This window comes from Scytonema millei VB511283 (assembly GCF_000817735.3).
GTDB classification, from domain to species: Bacteria; Cyanobacteriota; Cyanobacteriia; order Cyanobacteriales; family Chroococcidiopsidaceae; genus Chroococcidiopsis; species Chroococcidiopsis millei_B.
Genome location: NZ_JTJC03000004.1, coordinates 245,095 through 261,884, shown reverse-complemented (window position 1 = coordinate 261,884; position 16,790 = coordinate 245,095). Strand labels below are relative to the sequence as shown.

Below are 16,790 nucleotides of genomic sequence, written 5' to 3'. Positions count from 1 at the left end.
CGATTAGCAATTATTATTGTTATCGGTGGTTGAATACATAAACCTTAGCCCTCGATCTCTAGCCTCCGATATATGCAAAGCGATATTTGGTTTCGACCGTTAATTTGGATGGATTTTCGCCTCGCGCTGTTATTTACCGTCATAGCGCCATTGGTTCTGATTATCTGGGCTTTCGTACGAAAAGTACAACCAATGCAACACCTGCTAGCAATTTACTGGCGGGTGGCGAGTTTGCTGGCGATCGCATTGTACGTGTCCATCGCACCGTTCCAGGTGGGATTCCTTGCCGGATTGATGTCACGCATTCTCATTCCCCTGTCCCTGTGGTTTTGGATCGATCTGAACGAAGAAATTGAAGACTTGCCAGGTAGTGCCTTAAAACTCAGCTTCAATGCTTGGCGCTGGGCAGTGACACTTTACTGTATTATCGGTGCGATCGCTCAATTACCAAGTTTGCAGTGTGCCTTTTCAGACAAGTTCCTGCAAGATCCGTTGTGTCAAGCTTGGCTGGAAGTTCCTTTGGTTTATAAGGATATCTTTCATCCAAACACGCAAGCAGGTTTCCTCGGTTTTATTGGTGGTATGGGTTTAGTTGTTTACGTCTTGTACCTAATCTATTTTGTCTTCCTTAAACTAGGTAAACAAGGACGATTTGCAGTCAGACAATGACAGATTCTCTAGGAAAACGGCTGGAAAAATATTCGGCGATCGCTAAGCAAGAGGTTTTGATCGTCACTGTGGAAATTGACGGTGCTAGCGATCGCATTGCCATCTTCAAAGGTTTCTCCAGTTCGTTAACCAGTCCGACAGCCTTCGATCCAGACGTTCCAGTCATTCCAGATACAGCGAGGATTGTGGCGATCGATCGCGTCGCCAGTCCCTACAATCCTCAGTCTCCCCAATACATCCAGCAAGGATTGACTTGGGAGGAATTTCAACCGCTACTTACAGCGTTGGGAGTTTAGCGCTCAAGTTTCTGCTGGCAGGCAAATTTAAGCAAACAAATTTAAATTTTAAATAAAATTACGACTTCTATCGCTCTTGCTGCACGCAGAGATAGTAGGATTGCGAATAAAGCCTACGTAAGAGTAGCCTAAGAAAATACTAAAAATATTTTAGTTTTACAAAAATCTACCGAAATTTTTAAGGAAGTGTTATTCTCCAAACGTGGGTATTGCGTGAGGAGTCAGGAGTAAAAATTTTTATGCTAAAGCAAAATTATAAACGCGATCGCCAAAATAAAACAAATATACTATCAGCTAGCAACTCGCAACTCGATCTTCCCGCTACAGCTTTATTTGGTACGGATGGCATTCGGGGACGAGTAGGAGATTTACTCGATGAAGCTTTGGCTTGGCAGGTGGGTTTCTGGACAGGTCAAGTTTTACAGCAGCAGACTGACAACGATCTCAGTCCGGTTATCGTGGGGCAGGACTCCAGAAATTCGAGTGAAATGCTAGCAACTGCCTTATCTCAAGGTCTTGTAGCTGCGGGACTAGATGTTTGGCATATCGGTCTGTGTCCGACTCCTGGCGTTGCCTATCTCACCAGTGCCAGCAATGTTACAGGTGGAGTCATGATTTCTGCCAGCCACAACCCTCCAGAAGACAATGGAATTAAAATTTTTGGCAGCGATGGCGCTAAACTTTCTCAACCCTTACAAGAAGCAATTGAAGCAGGGATCAGGGGGAAGGTAGTACCCACCTCTATTCAAGGTCAGGGATACTACGTTCGGCGACCGGAGTTAGTTCAGAACTATGTCGAATCTTTAAAAGTACCGCTATCGCCCAATAATGGCGATTTTAGTGGAATGCGTGTCGTGTTAGACCTGGCTTGGGGGGCAGCAGCTGGGTTAGCGTCGAGTCTATTCCGCGATCTAGGTGCAGAAGTGATTTGTTTGCACGATCGACCTGATGGCGATCGCATTAACGTTAACTGCGGTTCCACTCACCTCGGACTGCTGAAAACAGCCGTAAACCAAAATTCAGCCCACCTGGGATTTGCCTTTGATGGCGATGCCGACCGAGTGCTAGCAGTCGATTGTCAAGGTAGACCTGTAGATGGGGACTACATCCTTTACTTGTGGGGGCAAACCTTGCGACAAGCGCAAAGGTTGCCAGATAATTTGATTATCTCTACTGTGATGGCAAACTTGGGTTTCGAGCGGGCGTGGCAAAAGCAGGGTGGTAAACTGATTCGGACGGCTGTAGGCGACCAACACGTACAAGCAGAAATGGTACGAACTGGAGGTATGTTAGGCGGAGAACAGTCCGGGCATATCCTTTGCCGTCACTATGGTATTGCTGGGGATGGTTTATTAACTGCCCTCCACCTAGCAGCATTAGTTAGACAGGCAGGAGTCTCTTTAACCCAATTAGTAGACCAAAGCTTTCAAACCTATCCGCAACTATTACGCAACGTGCGAGTTGAAAACCGCGATCGCCGGATGAATTGGCAACAGTGCGAACCCCTACAAAATGCGATCTCCCAAGCTGAAGCCGCAATGGGCGATCGCGGTCGCATCCTCGTCCGCGCCTCCGGTACGGAACCCGTGATTCGCGTCATGGTAGAAGCCGCCTGTAGCGAACTCACCCACCATTGGACGGAGACTCTAGTTTCTGCTGTTGAAAAACATGTTGCAGCGTAGTTCGGGAGTCGGGGGGAGCTGAGGGAGCTGAGGGAGCAATTCTATTGACTAGTCACCAGCCACTAACCACCAGTCACTGACAACTGATAAAAACTTTTTGGGGTCTAGCTAGTACCGCTAGACCCCTTACAACGTAGGTTGGATTTAATTCGTTCAAAGCAGACTCAATTTAATGCACAACAACTAAGGTGAACAACTCTTGGATCTCTAGCATAGTTGCGTCTTTCCAGACCATAGGTTTGCTACTTTCACCTCTTGGTTATTTACCTTTGGGTGACTTGCCTCTTGGTCTATGCTTGAGCGATCGCAAGTGGGCTTTTGACAGGGGACACTAGGTCATTACCCGATAGATTTGTTTTTTGTTTGTTTTTGTTTGTGTCCTATGCATCTAAACTAGCACTGCTATCTTCTTACCACAACCCACTATTTACTAAAATTAAAAAGTTGTGAAATTTCTCCAAGTTCTCGCAATATTAGGTAACGCTGACGGCTAACCGTCAACTGTCAACTGTCAACCATTTAAACATCAAAACTCCACATCACAGGATTCTCATCTAAACGATCCGTGGGGTAATTTTAATCTCCGATGTCCCAAGCGATCGCAATTCCACGCCATTCTCCTAAGTTGTGAAGTTCTGTATAGATTTTAAAAGCCTGACACAGATCGTGCTTACACCTGTAGTCAGTTGTCAGTTATCAGTTATCAGTTATCAATTTAATTTCGACTTACGACTTACGACTTAGTGTGATAGGCTATTGCGCATTAATAGTGTCTAGAGGCTGGGAGGATAAGAAAAATGAGGGTAGGACTGTTATTCGGTGGACGATCGGGGGAACATGAGGTGTCAATTAATTCGGCAAGGGCGATCGCTAAAGCCATCTCAACGGGAGAAAACCGAAATAAGTACGAGCTACTGCCATTTTATATCCAAAAAGACGGGCGCTGGTTAGCAGGACAAGCATCTCACAAGGTTCTGGAGTCAGGGGTTCCCGTATTCACGTCGGCTGATTCTGTTGCTTCTCAGTCTCAGCTAGGTGGATGGGAAGATGAGGAGGTGAAAAATAGCAGTCAACTAGACAACTCTCACGATGCAAAAATGCTCGATTGCATCCCAGCTGGTTTACCCCAAGTTGCATCTGTTGATGTCTGGTTTCCAATCTTACACGGACCCAACGGAGAAGATGGGACGGTACAAGGACTGCTGAAATTAATGCAAGTTCCCTTTGTCGGTTCTGGTGTTTTGGGTTCGGCACTGGGAATGGATAAAATAGCGATGAAAATGGCATTTGCCCAAGCGGGATTACCGCAGGTGAAGTACGTCGCCGTCAATCGTTCTCAAATCTGGTCAAATCCTTGCGTATTCCCCAAACTTTGCGATCGCATTGAGGAAACTGTGGGTTATCCCTGTTTTGTCAAACCTGCTAACTTGGGTTCTTCAGTCGGAATTAGTAAAGCGCGATCGCGATCGGAATTAGAAACAGCCCTCGATAATGCTGCTAGCTACGATCGCCGTATAATTGTCGAAGCTGGTGCGATCGCCAGAGAATTAGAATGTGCGGTTTTAGGTAATGATGAACCCAAAGCCTCAGTAGTGGGCGAAATTACTTACCAAAGCGATTTTTACGATTACGAAACCAAATACAGTGCGGGGATGGCAGATATTATAATTCCCGCCGCCATTCCAGAAGCTATTGCCTCTCAAATTCAGCAAATGTCTCTCGAAGCTTTCGCAGCTGTCGATGCTGCTGGCTTGGCTAGAGTAGACTTTTTCTATACCGAAAGCGGCGAAGTCTTAATCAATGAAATTAATACCATCCCTGGTTTTACTGCAACTAGTATGTATCCCATGATGTGGGAAAAAAGCGGTATTCCCTTTCCAGAATTAGTCGATCGATTAATTCAATTAGCCTTAGAAAGAAACAGTTAACAGTTATCAGTTATCAGTTAGTTCTGACTTCTGGCTTCTGACTTCCCACTCACTACTCACTTTTTTCTCATGCAGCAACAAAACAGTTCGCAACAAACTATTGCTAAGCCTCTTACTTTAGACGATGAGACTGAAAGGGTTAGAAAGCAAAAAGAGCGAAAAAAAGTGGCTAATTCTTATTTTTTGCGAGAACTAGTTCAGCGCCATCCTAAGCTGGTTTTGCTTGGAGTTAGTGCTTTTTTATTATTCGCGATTTACTCTTCCATAGCAAGTATCTTTCAAATTGGCGTTTTGAAAGAAGAAACAGGAACGCCATCTGTAGTGACTACAAATACTTCAAATACTCAACCTGCATCATCTGATAATTCTTTGTCTTCGTGGTTGCTAGGTGCAGTGACTCTAGGCGCTGCTATAGGTGGAGTTGCGATCGCCAAGCGTTTGTCTAAGTCATCGTCGGACTTGTCTCAATTTTTCTTACAATTTCACTCTTCTCCTCAGCAACAATTTCCACCATTGCGAGAATCAATTCTCAGTCTTTCCTCCCTCAAACTTTCAGAACCGAAACCGACTTGGGTAGAATCTTCTATGGAGACAGAATCGGAGCTAAATATCCATTCAGAATCAGATGAATTTACGATCTTAATACAAGAAGATTCATTCGATGATGGGAAAGAAAACTATTTAGAGACGCTAGAACTAACACCAGAAGAGAAGAGTTTGATATTTGAAAATATCGTTTTTACCCAAAGATCGGAATCATCGCCAGTAGAAGATATCTCCAATTCTGAAACAGAATCGACTTCAGTACCAGAAAATGATGTATACTCTCCTCTTGGTAGATCTTTAGCAGAAATGTTAGATCTGCGTCAGCAACTTTCTCTAGCAACACTGTTAGAATCTAGCAACACTGTTAGAACTTGACAAATAACAGCCTTAGCCCTCGATCTCCTCATGTCTGCAACATTAAAAGAATTCTTGGAAGCCTGCGAAAGCCTCTCTACCCTGCGTATCATTGTCACTAGCAGCGCGGGTGTTTTAGAAGTCCGCAGTAAGATACAAAAACTGTTCTATGCGGAATTACCCAAAGGCAAATATGCAAATATGCACGCCGAGGACTTTGAATTTCACTTGAATATGGATGAAATTCAGCAAGTTAAGTTCGAGACTGGAGAAGCGAAGCGGGGTAATTTTACAACATATGCAATTCGATTATTAGATAAACAAAGTCAGCCTGCTTTGAGTTTATTTCTCCAATGGGGTAAGCCAGGAGAATACGAACCCGGACAGGTAGACAATTGGCATTCCCTGCGAGAAAAGTATGGTGAAGTATGGGAACCAGTACCAGTTGAAAGTTTGTAATTGAAATTTTGTGGTTGAAAAACTTTCTCGTGAAAAAAACTCGGTTACTATCCCTAACTCTAATTTTATTCTTATTCTGGATAGGTGAAGCTAATGCCGGACAATTAAGCGATCGCATTGCAACCTTTCCTAAGTGGGATAATAAGCCTACGGTACAGGTTGCATCTGGCGATTTAGTCTATCCAGAGTGGATGGCAGGAACTTGGATAGTAAAAAGTACTTTAGTTGATTTGGTTGCTCCTTTAGCCCCAGAGATTACTACCCCTGGATTTGAAGGTAATCGGCGTTATTTGAACCAACCAGTCCAGTTTCAAGTCAAATTTATCAAGCAAAACTTACTCGGACAGCCCTTAATTGGACAACCCTTAAAGTTAATTCCCCAGGCCGTGAAGGTAAAATCGGCTGTGGTAGCAGATCGAGCTTTTAATGGTCTAAGTCTAGCAAGAGCATACTTAGGCGATCGCACTGTGAAAGCAGTAAAAGTCGATCCAGACTCGCCTAACCGTCAGATTACTTTATTACAGGGCGATCGCCAACTCATTTCAGTTGTAACTGGTCGTACTACAGAAGCGACAGCAGAAAATGGATATGTTACTACAGAAGTATTCGGGCAGCAATTTCGCGGTAATAGGGTGCGTCCCTATTTCAACCAAGTAGAATCGACAACCGCATATCACTACGTACCCAATTCTGCTGTTAAAATTGTCGCCGACCAGTTTACGGCTGTTTACTTATCTGCTCAAGATCCAGATTACTTTAAAGCGGGCGATCGCCCCATTGCTCTCTATCGCTACCGCTTGGAATTTTCCCCGCAAACAGATCTTTAAAAGCGGCTTCTCTTACGTCTTCTGGCGATCGCTTTGCGCTTGCGCTTTTCAATTGGAGTTTCAAAGTGGCGCAGTCGTCTTAAATCTGGAAAAATCCCAGCCTTCGAGACTTGACGCTTAAACCTACGTAATGCCGATTCTATATTTTCATTTTCACCCACAACCACTTGGGTCATAGTATCTCCTCCTAAACTTGCGTTGACGATCGGGCAATTGCACGTCCTCATGGAAAGAGTTTGTGCTAAATTGCCCGTTCAAACTGGTACACTCCTGACAGTGAGTGCGAGACTAACATTGAACTTCAAGCTATCCAGCTAAATTACAGTAGCAAGTTCTGTCGGAAATGCTAATGCATTCGATCGAAATTGGAAATTTTGCTCTAATTGTAACTGTCTACTTTCGTCTCAAAGGAATTTAGTAGCGATTGCGCGAGTAACCACCGCCGCCACCGCCGCGATTATTTCCCCAGCTACCACCACGACTCTTTTCTTCGCGCGGTCTAGCCTTATTGACCTTAAGTTCTCTGCCCATCCACTCAGCACCGTCTAAAGCTTCTATAGCTGCTGCTTCCGCCGCTTCTGTTTCCATTTCTACAAAAGCGAAGCCGCGCGGACGACCAGTTTCTCTATCGGTGGGTAGTTGCACCCGCTTTACGGTGCCATATTCGCTAAATACTTTGCTGAGTTCTTCTTCTGCGACTTGATAAGACAAGTTTCCTACGTATACTGACATTGCGTCCCTCACTGTGTTGTCGAAGTACTTCCGGAGAGGCGCTTGTGAATAATTGAACAAACACTACCACCGAATCTACTTTTCTTTTAGTAGACTAACACAATATTGACTGGGAGCAATGTTGACTTCGAGTAAGTCTCAATTTGACTTAACAAACCTATAACATTACCGATCGATCGCCACAACTTAACTTTTGTAGTATAGTGTAGTATAAGTTTCCCAGTAGCACCGTGCTAAAGAGTTCGGCTCCCAGGCATTATGGCGAAATTTCAAGACTTATTCAAGTATTATCGTCCCTGGCGGACAATCGCCCTGTTTAGCATTGCCGCAGCCTGTTTTTTCGAGATTGTCGATTTGGTGGTTCCTTATGCGATCGGACAAATATTAAATGTATTGTCTAACCAACCCTTGGATCGTCCCATTCAAGAAGCAATCGTTGCCATTTCTCAACTAACTAATTTGCCACGCGATCGGTTCCTATCTTTAATCGTACTGATGAGTTTGATTTTTGTCGTCACTGTGGGCAAAGGTCCGACGCAAATGTGGTTGAGCGGTTGGTTTCACTGGGATATAGCCTTGCGATCGCGTCAGTATCACACGCGAAAAGCGATCGCTAAAATCCTGACTCTGCCGTTAGAATTTTACGATGTAAACAACCCTGGCAGAATCTCCGGTCGAGTAGCCAGAGGATTAAGCAATCACACTTGGACGTATCCAGAAATAGCCGGACAGTTAATTCCTAAACTGTTTCGCGTTCTGGGAATTTTTGTAGTGATTTGGTTTATTGAGTGGCGCATTGCTGTTTTATTTCTAATTTCATTTATCATCATTCTCGGCTTTAGCCTCAAGGATTTGACACGGTTGATTAAACAAGAAGAACGACTCGATAGGTATATGGAAAATACCGAAAGTCGAACTTCAGAAATTATCACCAATATCAAAACGGTAAAAGCTTTTGCTACAGAAGGCTTAGAACTGAAACGTCAGCACCAGCGTCTCAACCGCGAGTTAAAAGTCGTACTATTTCGTATCCATTTAGGTTACGTCAAACTAGGAACTTGGCAAAAAACTGTAATTCAATTGTGCGTTTTTGGCGTATTGGGATTAACTCTGAGAGCCACAATTCAAGGGCAAATTTCGCTCGGGCATTTTATCACAACTTTGACTGTTTCTAGCATGGCTTATGCAGAGTTAGAACCGATTAGCAACTTTGCCGAAATTTTTGCCCGTCGGTATGCCTCTATGATGCGACTGCATGAGTTTATGCAACACCCCGTAGGTAAAGATGCTGGCAGTTTAGAGACTTCATCTGATGTAACTCAATATCGTTTTACAGGCAAATTAGAGTTAGCTAGCGTTACTTTTGGTTACGATCCGCAACGTCCAGTCTTGTCAGAGATCGATCTGTTAATCGAACCTTATCAAACAGTAGCATTAGTAGGGCGATCGGGTTCGGGCAAATCTACTTTGGTCAAATTACTGTATCGCTATTTTGAACCAAATACAGGACAAATCTTGCTAGATGGGCGAGATATTCGGCAATTTGATATTGCAGCTTACCGCAGACGGTTGGCGATCGTGCATCAAGAGGTGGATGTATTCAATGGTAGTTTATTAGATAACCTAATTTATGGCAATCGTGGTGCTACTTTCGAGCAAGTAGAACAAGCTTGTGCGATCGCCCGTTTAGATGAAGTCATCGCGCAATTACCTGAAGGCTATTTTACTGTAGTAGGTGAGAGAGGCGTGCGCTTGTCTGGCGGACAGAGACAACGATTGGGAATCGCGAGGGCATTGTTAGTAAACCCAGACATTCTAATTTTTGACGAGGCTACCTCTAGCCTAGATTACGAATCAGAGCGATCGATTCAGCTAGCTATGCGTTCCATTCTCGGTACTCGCACCACCATCATTATCGCCCACCGCCTTAGCACAGTACGGGAAGCCGATAAAATTGTCGTCCTCGATCGCGGTAGGATTGTGGAAGTTGGCAGCCACACAGAGCTATTAAACCAAGCCGGAATTTACCACCGTCTGCATTCTTTGCAAGAAACTGGAGAATTGCTCACATAAGCCTTGTCACCTCAGATAGTTCATGTTAATATAGTGAATCGGTGGATTCAATGGGTCGATGCCCGAGCGGTTAATGGGGGCGGACTGTAAATCCGTTGGCTAAGCCTACGCTGGTTCAAATCCAGCTCGGCCCATATCCACAAAAAGAATAACTTTGCCCGTGTAGCTCAGTGGTAGAGCACACCCTTGGTAAGGGTGAGGTCATGAGTTCAATCCTCATCACGGGCTTTGGATGAAACCCTTTCTAGTAAAGGGTTTTCGCGTTTTCAGAAGACTGTAGCAGCCATATTTCATTCTCAATAAGGGTGCTAGTTTGGAGCTTTTTAGGTCTTGTTTATATCAAAAATTGAGATAACAATCAGATACGAATGGTACGTTGCTGTCATACCATTTTACTAAAACTATGCTATAGAAGATCCCCCCAACCCCCCTTATCAAGGAGGGGCTAGGGGGATCTCTTTTGTCGTAGTCAAAGAGTAAATTGGTATCAGTAATCGTTAACAAGTGCCAGTGGGGGTGAGTAGGATGATAGTGTTTCCAGAGGACATGCTCTTACGGTTTGACGATCGTTGCCGACCAAACGCGGTCGAAAGAAACTCCAGCTCGGTGCTGAGCTTCCCGAATGGACTGGGTATCAGGTGCGTTCAATTCGCAAATAACGCGGGTGCGATCGAGCGACAGGTAAGATCGCACCCACTCAATTCCTCGGTGGGCGTAACAGCTTAAGGTTCTACTACTGACTTCGTTCCACTCCTCCTGCTCGAACGGGGGATAGGTGCTTTCAATCACCTTGAGCATCGATGGATTGCGCCGTGGTTGAATGTCCTGTGGCTGAATCAATTCCCCAGCCCAGATCCGACTAAATATGCCGCCACCTTTGCGATAGGATTCTCGGACAGATTCTACATCGGGGGCATCAAAAGTACAGATCGCTCGCAGGCGATCGCGCGACAGCAGCGAATAACGCCACGTCACATTGCGTTCTGCCAAGCAAGCCAAGACTCGAAGATCGGTATCAGTCGGTGATTCTGGGGTGAGAGGGGAGTCTGCAAGGGTTTCCACGATCGCAAGCGACATAACAACTTTGATGAGATGATTTAAATTGAGGCAGCAGGTCGTAACAATTCGATCGCCTTAAGGATTTCTTCATCCGATATAAGTTTTTCCCGATCCTTTCGGTTTAATTAATATGTAGAGAACTTTCCGCATATTTCATCTAGGCTCGAACTTACTAACAATAAACGGCTACATCTTCACCACATTTATCCGCCAGATAGGACAAGCACTTGAAGCGCAGACCAATTATTTGTTCGTAGAAAGGGTTCAATTTGCATAGAGGCGGAATCCGAAAAATAGTGCGATCGAAAAGTTTTATTTCCCGTTCAAAAGGACAACGAGCAGGGATTGTGATGCACACCAATCGAGCTAGACTGCTATTATGAATTTCGATAGAGTCAAGCCATTGGCATGACGATCGCAATAGATTAAATTTGAAATGAGTTAAGGTGATAGTAAAGCCAGACATTTGTTATTACCTCTGATTATTTTCGAGTCGATTATTTATTATAGTTTTTAGCAATCCTTCTATTGACTAAGTTAATTTATAACTTTGTATTTGTCATTACAGGAATTCTCTGGAATTTCATAAATAAAGCTCAGAAAAACACAGGTTGACTAACTAAAATTTTGAGAAGCGATCGCGCTTAGTTTAAAGAAACTCAAAGCTCGGTAGTAATATCTGCTACTAAAATCTCTGGTAATCTCAGGTAATAAACTAGAGGAGTCGTAGGGGCGCACAACTGTACATCCCTACAAAAATCAAACATTAATTCTGAATTCTCCAATCTTCTGTCTCCTATTTTCTGTTTCCTGTTTGAAAAAGTCTCGTAGCGTGATAGCAAACTTTTTCTCGCAAGCGGTAAACATCTTTAGCGGTCAAATTTAACTGAGAAGCGATCGCTTGCTGCGATTGTCCTTGTAGGTACAAATTTAGCCATTGAACAGCTGAATGTCCCAATTTTTGGTCTAGGTATTGAGATAGCTGCTGTTTGACTTCATCTCGCTCGCTCTGTTGCTCTGCTGCTTCTTCTTGTTCCTTGTATTGCCCGATCGCTCGTACATCCAGCAAGCTGAAACTGCGATCGCTATCTTCAGTAGGAATTTGAGCAAAAACAATCCGAATCTCACTACTGTTCGGTACTTGCGTCACTCCTCCTGGTGCATAGCGACGCATATAGTTGATGAAGCGGTAGACGATCAGCGGTTGATTGCGAACTGGTCGCAAACAGTATTCTTCGATCGCAGTAAATAGTAAGGCGTTTCGCAAGCGAAGGTCATCCGTACATTCAGCGATCGCGGCTATTTGCTGTTGTAGGTAACAATCGCGTTGCAGTAAATCTTGCAAAAACTCTTGTAATACTTCGCTAATTTGACAACGGCGATCGCGACCGAGCGCGATCGTCATGCGGATTTTATTTTGTAGCACTACTAAACTACCCAAGCGGGTCAAGAGGCGGCGATAACCCTGTTCTGGCGATTGTCCTAAGTAACGATTCTGCAAAATTCGGTAGCGGTATGCTATCCCTTGCTGTGCGAGTTTAAACTGCTCTGAGTTCAGGCATTCCGCACGGTTTCCCAGCAGCCAGCAGACAATACTCTCTTTGGTAGCTGTACTGAAATTAGGATAGTCAAAAGCCAACTGCCATTGCCAAATCTGAGCTAGATCTTTGAGCGCGATACCTTGGCTGGGATCGAATTTTGGTTCTATAGGTAGTGTGACAACTTGCATTTGCGACTCCTGGCGTTGCTGAAAGGGTAATGATGATTTCGCTAGAACAAATAAAATGTCTTAACTGCAACTCCAATTGCTACGGTCAAGAACGGGCAGCGTCAAGGCAGGCAGTGTTACCAATGCAAGCAGTGCGATCGTCAGCTCTCACATGAGTTTTATATTTATTGCTAGAACTGACTTGAAAATAGATTTTCATTTCTGGGGATGAGGGTGTGGGCTGTCGCCCACGCCCTCATGAATACTCTTGCAAATTATCTACTGCAAACTTACCTTTTTAAAAGTTGTTGCTGCATACCTTTCGTTCATTAATGTAATTTGATAGGCTGTATTTGTCATTACAGGAAATCTCTGGACTTGCTTGAGTCCTAATCTTAGGAAAATAGAGAGATTGAGCGATACTTGCAGCTCGGTTACTACAGCGGGAAAGCTACAAGTGGTTGCGGCTCTAAGGAACTTGAAATTCTAAAGAAAACCTTTATTAGCTAAAATGTCTGGTAATCTCAGGTTGATTTGCTTTTGTCGCTACAGGCATTAGCTCGAAGACTTCTCGGTTATGATGCATAGATCTTGGAGATCCCCCTTAATCCCCCTTCAAAAGCGGGAAAAAAGCCATTCTTATAGCCCCCCTTAACAAGGGGGGTTGGGGGGATCGAATCTTCTACCTTGAAGTATTATCTAAAGACGATCGCCAATCTCAGCGATCGCGCCTACCAAACAATCTTCTGCGGCATCAATTCGTAGTGCTAACAGTACCCAAATTATCGCGCTGTCTTGTTTGCGGATTTGGATTTGGCACTGGCAAACTTTTCCCGCCGCTTGTTTTGCTGCCAAGATCTGCTGTTGAGCAGTCAGATCGCTCAAAAGATCGGTTATGGATTTTTGGGCGATCGCATCTGTAGCGTGATAACCGAGTATTTGCCCAAAGTGCTGATTAGCATCTAGCAGCGAACCATCGAAAAGGCGTATAGAAAATATCCCCACGGGCGCAAACTCGAACAAATGGCGAAACTTAGCTTCTCTGCTAATCAGCGCTGCTTCTACCTGCTTGCGAGCAGTGATATCGCGCACGATCGCACAGTTGTACTCTTCACCGTTAAACTCTAAATAATTAGCAGTTATTTCCACGCTGATGTCCCGACCATCTTTAGTCCGTGAGGTCGATTCAAAGGTGAAGGAACCTTTCTGCCGAATTTCCTGCCAATGTGACTGCCAGATTGTTGATGGAAAATTGGGATTGACATCGCAAACAGCCATATCTAGCAGTTGGGCGCGGGAATATCCCAGGATGCGACAGGCGGCTTCATTGACATAGACAAACCGTGCATCGGCATTAATGATACAGATTGCATCTCTGGATTTATCTAAATAAAACTGGCTCAGCCACAGTGCTGACTCTGCCTTTTGGCGATCGCAAATTTCCTGTTGCAGGCGAGCATTTTGCTCTGTCAACTGCTGTTGTAACCGCCGCAGCGTCAGATTATTCTCGACGCGGGCAAAAACTTCTTCTTCACTGAAGGGTTTCGTGATGTAATCAACTCCCCCAACTGCAAAAGCTTTAACTTTATCGATCACCTCATCTAGGGCGCTGATAAAAATTACCGGAATATCGCGGGTTGTTGGTGAAGCTTTCAGGTGTTGGCAGACTTCATAACCATTCATGTTTGGCATCATGATGTCAAGCAAAATTAGATCGGGCGGGGCAGCTTGCGCTGTCATCAAGGCTGTTTTTCCGTCGATCACTTTACGGACTTCATACCCTAGCTGAGATAGCATCGCAGATAGAAGTCGTAAGTTATCCGGCTTATCGTCAACTACTAAAATATTCGCTTTAGGCTCCCGATCGCGATCGTCATTCATGCTGAATCTAGTTGCGTTAGATCGATAATCTTATCAATACGAAAGTTATTTACTAAATCGGCTAGAGCAGTTGCCATAGGAGTATAATCCTGTGGAATTTGTTCTAGAAGATCGAAAATCAGCTTCTCATCAGTCCGCAGTGCTGCTTGGTGTAGCTCTACCACCCACTCAGGAGGCATGACTCTCAAGCTTTGGGCTGTCAGCGTATAGGGTTCTTTTTCTTCCTGCTGACTGGGAATGGCTGCCTGCTGGGTATCTTCATAGATATAACGCACCCCTAAATACTGCATCATTTTTTCCCAGATCACTTCTTCCCGCAAGGGCTTGCGGACAAAATCATTACACCCAGCAGATAAAACTACAGCACGTTCCTCGTCAAAGGCACTAGCGGTGAGAGCGATGATAATCGTCGCATGACCTTTTAGATGGGCTTTAATCTGTCTAGTTGCTTCATAGCCATCCATCACTGGCATTCGCATATCCATCCAGATCAACTGCGGTTGCCAGGTTTCCCAAATTGCCACTCCTTCTTCACCATTTTCGGCTTCGCGCACCTCGAAGCCTACTGATTCCAGCATCTTGACTAGAAGTTGGCGGTTTTCCCATTTGTCTTCAACTACCAAGATACGATACTTCGGTTGGTCGGGCGCGAGTCCAATGACTCGCCGATAGTGCTGTCGCGGTGGCACTTCCACCACTGCTGTGGGGCTAACCGGAATTTCAAAACTAAAAATCGTGCCATGACCCAAAGTCGTGCTAACTGCGATCTCTCCTCCCATTAAGCGCACGAATTGTTGGCTAATAGTTAAACCTAGACCAGTTCCTTCATGAGATTTTCGACCTGCTTCCGTTTGGACAAAGGGTTTAAACAGTCTTTCCAACTCTGATGGTGCAATGCCAGGACCCGTATCTTCGACTTCAAAATGTAGGATACAGTTATTAGGTTGCAACTGGGATACTTCCTGCTTGTCCTGCTTCGTTCTCACGCGCAAGATTGCTCCGCCTGCTTGAGTAAATTTAATTGCGTTACCCAGAAGATTAATCAAGACTTGGCGCAATTTACTCTCGTCTGCGCGTACGCATTGGGGAACTTCAGGGGTGCGTTCAAAGATCAGCTGTAAGCCCTTGGCTTCTGCTTTGAGCTGTAACATCTCTTCCAGGGAATCTAATAATTCGTAGAGATCGAAGCTATTTTCATTGAGGATTGTGCGCCCCGCCTCAATTTTAGCCATTGACAGGACATCGTTGATTAAAGTCAGCAAATGCTCGCCACTGCGATTAATCGTGTCTAAATTTTCTAGCTGTGCTGCATTGAGCGAGCGATCGCGGCTCATCAATTGGGTGAAGCCAAGAATGGCATTGAGCGGAGTCCGCAGTTCGTGACTCATGTTAGCTAAAAATTCGCTTTTGGCAAGGTTGGCAGCTTCAGCTTCTTGTGCTTTTTGTTCCAATTTATGGCTGTAATTCTCCAACTGCTCGCGAGAAATTTTTAGCTGTCGGGTTAGCCAATACACTCCAATTGAGAGACAACCCACCGATGCTAGTCCTACGAGTACGATTGTTCCTGCTAATTGACGAGCTGGGGCAAATGCTTCTTCTTGCTGCATCTCCACTAACAAAGCCAGATCTTGCTCGTTCAGCCAGCGATAAACACCGATGACTGGCAGTTTGGCATAGTTTCGATACAGCCCAGAGCCGCTGACACCACTCATTGCCGCATCAATGCCTTGGCTGCTAATTCCTTCGGGAAATTCCTGCGCTTCAGTTTTATCTGCTTTGGAGATAAAAGCGTTTTTTGTGACCAAAGAGCCGACTAAGTATGTCTCGCCACTATTACCCAAGCCCGTACGTTCTCGGACGATCCGATCGATGCGGTCTAAGTTGAGGTGAGCTAAAATGATACCTTGGCGCACTCCTGATGCATCACGTAGGGGTGTTGCTAAGGTAACTGACGGTTTACCAGTGACGGGTGAAACGTAGAAAATTGGGTCAAAGGTAGCTGTTGCCTCAACTCGTTCAAAATAGGTCACGTTAGCTAAAATTTCGTAGTCACCTTCGCGCTGCTTGTCAGTTGATAGAACGATCTGATTGCTGCGATCGAGGATGAAAATTTCTCTTAAGGCTGGCTTGGTTTGGCTGACACTAATGAGATAATTGGAGAGAATTTTGTTAGCGGCAAGATAACTTGGATCGGCAGTTTTGCCACTTAGTAATATCTTGATATTCCTTTGTAGTTCTGGATGTTGAGTTACAAGGAGAAAATCTCGTTGCTGGTCTTCAAACCAACGCCCAATTTCTTCTTCTTTCAGGGTAGCAGCAACGCTGAGGCGATTGAAAGCAGCCTGCTTGAGAGCCTCTCTAGCACTAAAGAAAGCAACGCTTCCCACCACGCCAACAGCCACCAGCGACAGAACTAAGAAGGAACTGGCGACTTTAGCAGTCAGGTGTTGATTCCAAGACTTCATGGAAAGTTGGTAGTTGGTGGTTGGTAGTTGGGAAGTGGCTAGTGGCTGGTGGCTAGTGGCTCGACTCTTTTTCTAGTCACTAGTCACTAGTCACTAGCCACTGATAACTGA

Annotated in this window: 16 protein-coding genes and 2 tRNA genes; 11 read left to right on the top strand and 7 right to left on the bottom strand. The window is 44.8% G+C overall.

Annotated elements, in window-relative coordinates; genetic code table 11:
• The first annotated feature begins 72 nt into the window (after positions 1 to 72).
• The 7 genes from QH73_RS16220 (at position 73) to QH73_RS16190 (ending at position 6,761) form a co-directional block, all read left to right on the top strand.
• Complete coding sequence (locus tag QH73_RS16220) at positions 73 to 669, top strand: DUF3177 family protein (protein WP_039717134.1); 597 nt, start codon at positions 73 to 75, stop codon at positions 667 to 669.
• Positions 666 to 965, top strand: coding sequence for a DUF7734 family protein (locus tag QH73_RS16215; RefSeq protein ID WP_039717135.1), 300 nt, complete (start codon positions 666 to 668; stop codon positions 963 to 965). The genes QH73_RS16220 and QH73_RS16215 overlap by 4 nt, the downstream gene beginning before the upstream one ends.
• Before the next feature lie 239 nt (positions 966 to 1,204).
• A complete protein-coding gene (gene glmM, locus QH73_RS16210) occupies positions 1,205 to 2,647 on the top strand; it encodes a phosphoglucosamine mutase (protein WP_039717136.1) in 1,443 nt (480 codons plus the stop codon).
• 788 nt (positions 2,648 to 3,435) lie between these two features.
• Positions 3,436 to 4,575, top strand: coding sequence for a D-alanine--D-alanine ligase family protein (locus tag QH73_RS16205; protein WP_039717137.1), 1,140 nt, complete (start codon positions 3,436 to 3,438; stop codon positions 4,573 to 4,575).
• Between the two features lie 69 nt (positions 4,576 to 4,644).
• Positions 4,645 to 5,496 carry an MFS transporter gene (locus tag QH73_RS16200; RefSeq protein ID WP_039717138.1) on the top strand — a complete coding sequence of 284 codons (852 nt, stop codon included), beginning with the start codon at positions 4,645 to 4,647 and terminating at the stop codon, positions 5,494 to 5,496.
• A 30-nt stretch (positions 5,497 to 5,526) separates the two neighbouring features.
• Positions 5,527 to 5,934, top strand: a complete 408-nt coding sequence (locus QH73_RS16195; protein ID WP_039717139.1) for a ChuX/HutX family heme-like substrate-binding protein — start codon at positions 5,527 to 5,529, stop codon at positions 5,932 to 5,934.
• 29 nt (positions 5,935 to 5,963) lie between these two features.
• Positions 5,964 to 6,761, top strand: a complete 798-nt coding sequence (locus tag QH73_RS16190) for a DUF6816 family protein (protein ID WP_039717775.1) — start codon at positions 5,964 to 5,966, stop codon at positions 6,759 to 6,761.
• On the opposite strand, the gene rpsU is transcribed toward QH73_RS16190, so the two are convergent.
• Together rpsU and rbp are read right to left on the bottom strand one after the other, a co-directional pair.
• Complete coding sequence (gene rpsU, locus QH73_RS16185; protein WP_015155552.1) at positions 6,758 to 6,937, bottom strand: 30S ribosomal protein S21; 180 nt, start codon at positions 6,935 to 6,937, stop codon at positions 6,758 to 6,760. The two genes, QH73_RS16190 and rpsU, sit on opposite strands and share 4 nt — an antisense overlap.
• Before the next feature lie 238 nt (positions 6,938 to 7,175).
• A complete protein-coding gene (gene rbp / locus QH73_RS16180; protein ID WP_015155553.1) occupies positions 7,176 to 7,493 on the bottom strand; it encodes an RNA-binding regulator in 318 nt (105 codons plus the stop codon).
• A 258-nt stretch (positions 7,494 to 7,751) separates the two neighbouring features.
• Here rbp and QH73_RS16175 point away from each other — a divergent pair, with 258 nt between their 5' ends.
• The 3 genes from QH73_RS16175 to QH73_RS16165 all read left to right on the top strand — a co-directional run bounded on the left by QH73_RS16175 (position 7,752) and on the right by QH73_RS16165 (position 9,794).
• A complete protein-coding gene (locus QH73_RS16175; RefSeq protein WP_039717140.1) occupies positions 7,752 to 9,566 on the top strand; it encodes an ABC transporter ATP-binding protein in 1,815 nt (604 codons plus the stop codon).
• A gap of 52 nt (positions 9,567 to 9,618) precedes the next feature.
• A tRNA-Tyr gene (locus tag QH73_RS16170) sits at positions 9,619 to 9,700 on the top strand.
• Between the two features lie 22 nt (positions 9,701 to 9,722).
• Positions 9,723 to 9,794: transfer RNA gene (locus QH73_RS16165), tRNA-Thr, on the top strand.
• A gap of 324 nt (positions 9,795 to 10,118) precedes the next feature.
• Here the strand turns inward: QH73_RS16165 and QH73_RS16160 are convergent.
• From QH73_RS16160 to QH73_RS16150, 3 genes are all read right to left on the bottom strand, one after another.
• Positions 10,119 to 10,643 (bottom strand): DUF4242 domain-containing protein, encoded by a 525-nt coding sequence (locus tag QH73_RS16160; protein WP_039717141.1) that lies wholly within the window; start codon positions 10,641 to 10,643, stop codon positions 10,119 to 10,121.
• Between the two features lie 154 nt (positions 10,644 to 10,797).
• Complete coding sequence (locus QH73_RS16155; protein ID WP_132867154.1) at positions 10,798 to 11,091, bottom strand: Mo-dependent nitrogenase C-terminal domain-containing protein; 294 nt, start codon at positions 11,089 to 11,091, stop codon at positions 10,798 to 10,800.
• Between the two features lie 330 nt (positions 11,092 to 11,421).
• A complete protein-coding gene (locus QH73_RS16150) occupies positions 11,422 to 12,354 on the bottom strand; it encodes a hypothetical protein (RefSeq protein WP_039717142.1) in 933 nt (310 codons plus the stop codon).
• 75 nt (positions 12,355 to 12,429) lie between these two features.
• Here QH73_RS16150 and QH73_RS29405 point away from each other — a divergent pair, with 75 nt between their 5' ends.
• Positions 12,430 to 12,528, top strand: a complete 99-nt coding sequence (locus QH73_RS29405) for an IS1/IS1595 family N-terminal zinc-binding domain-containing protein (protein ID WP_445263847.1) — start codon at positions 12,430 to 12,432, stop codon at positions 12,526 to 12,528.
• 504 nt (positions 12,529 to 13,032) lie between these two features.
• Here QH73_RS29405 and QH73_RS16145 read toward each other — a convergent pair.
• On the bottom strand, positions 13,033 to 14,214 hold the full coding sequence (locus tag QH73_RS16145) for a response regulator (protein ID WP_165587720.1): 1,182 nt from the start codon (positions 14,212 to 14,214) through the stop codon (positions 13,033 to 13,035).
• Positions 14,211 to 16,679, bottom strand: a complete 2,469-nt coding sequence (locus QH73_RS16140) for a hybrid sensor histidine kinase/response regulator (protein WP_039717143.1) — start codon at positions 16,677 to 16,679, stop codon at positions 14,211 to 14,213. The genes QH73_RS16145 and QH73_RS16140 overlap by 4 nt, the downstream gene beginning before the upstream one ends.
• Positions 16,680 to 16,790: the final 111 nt, after the last annotated feature.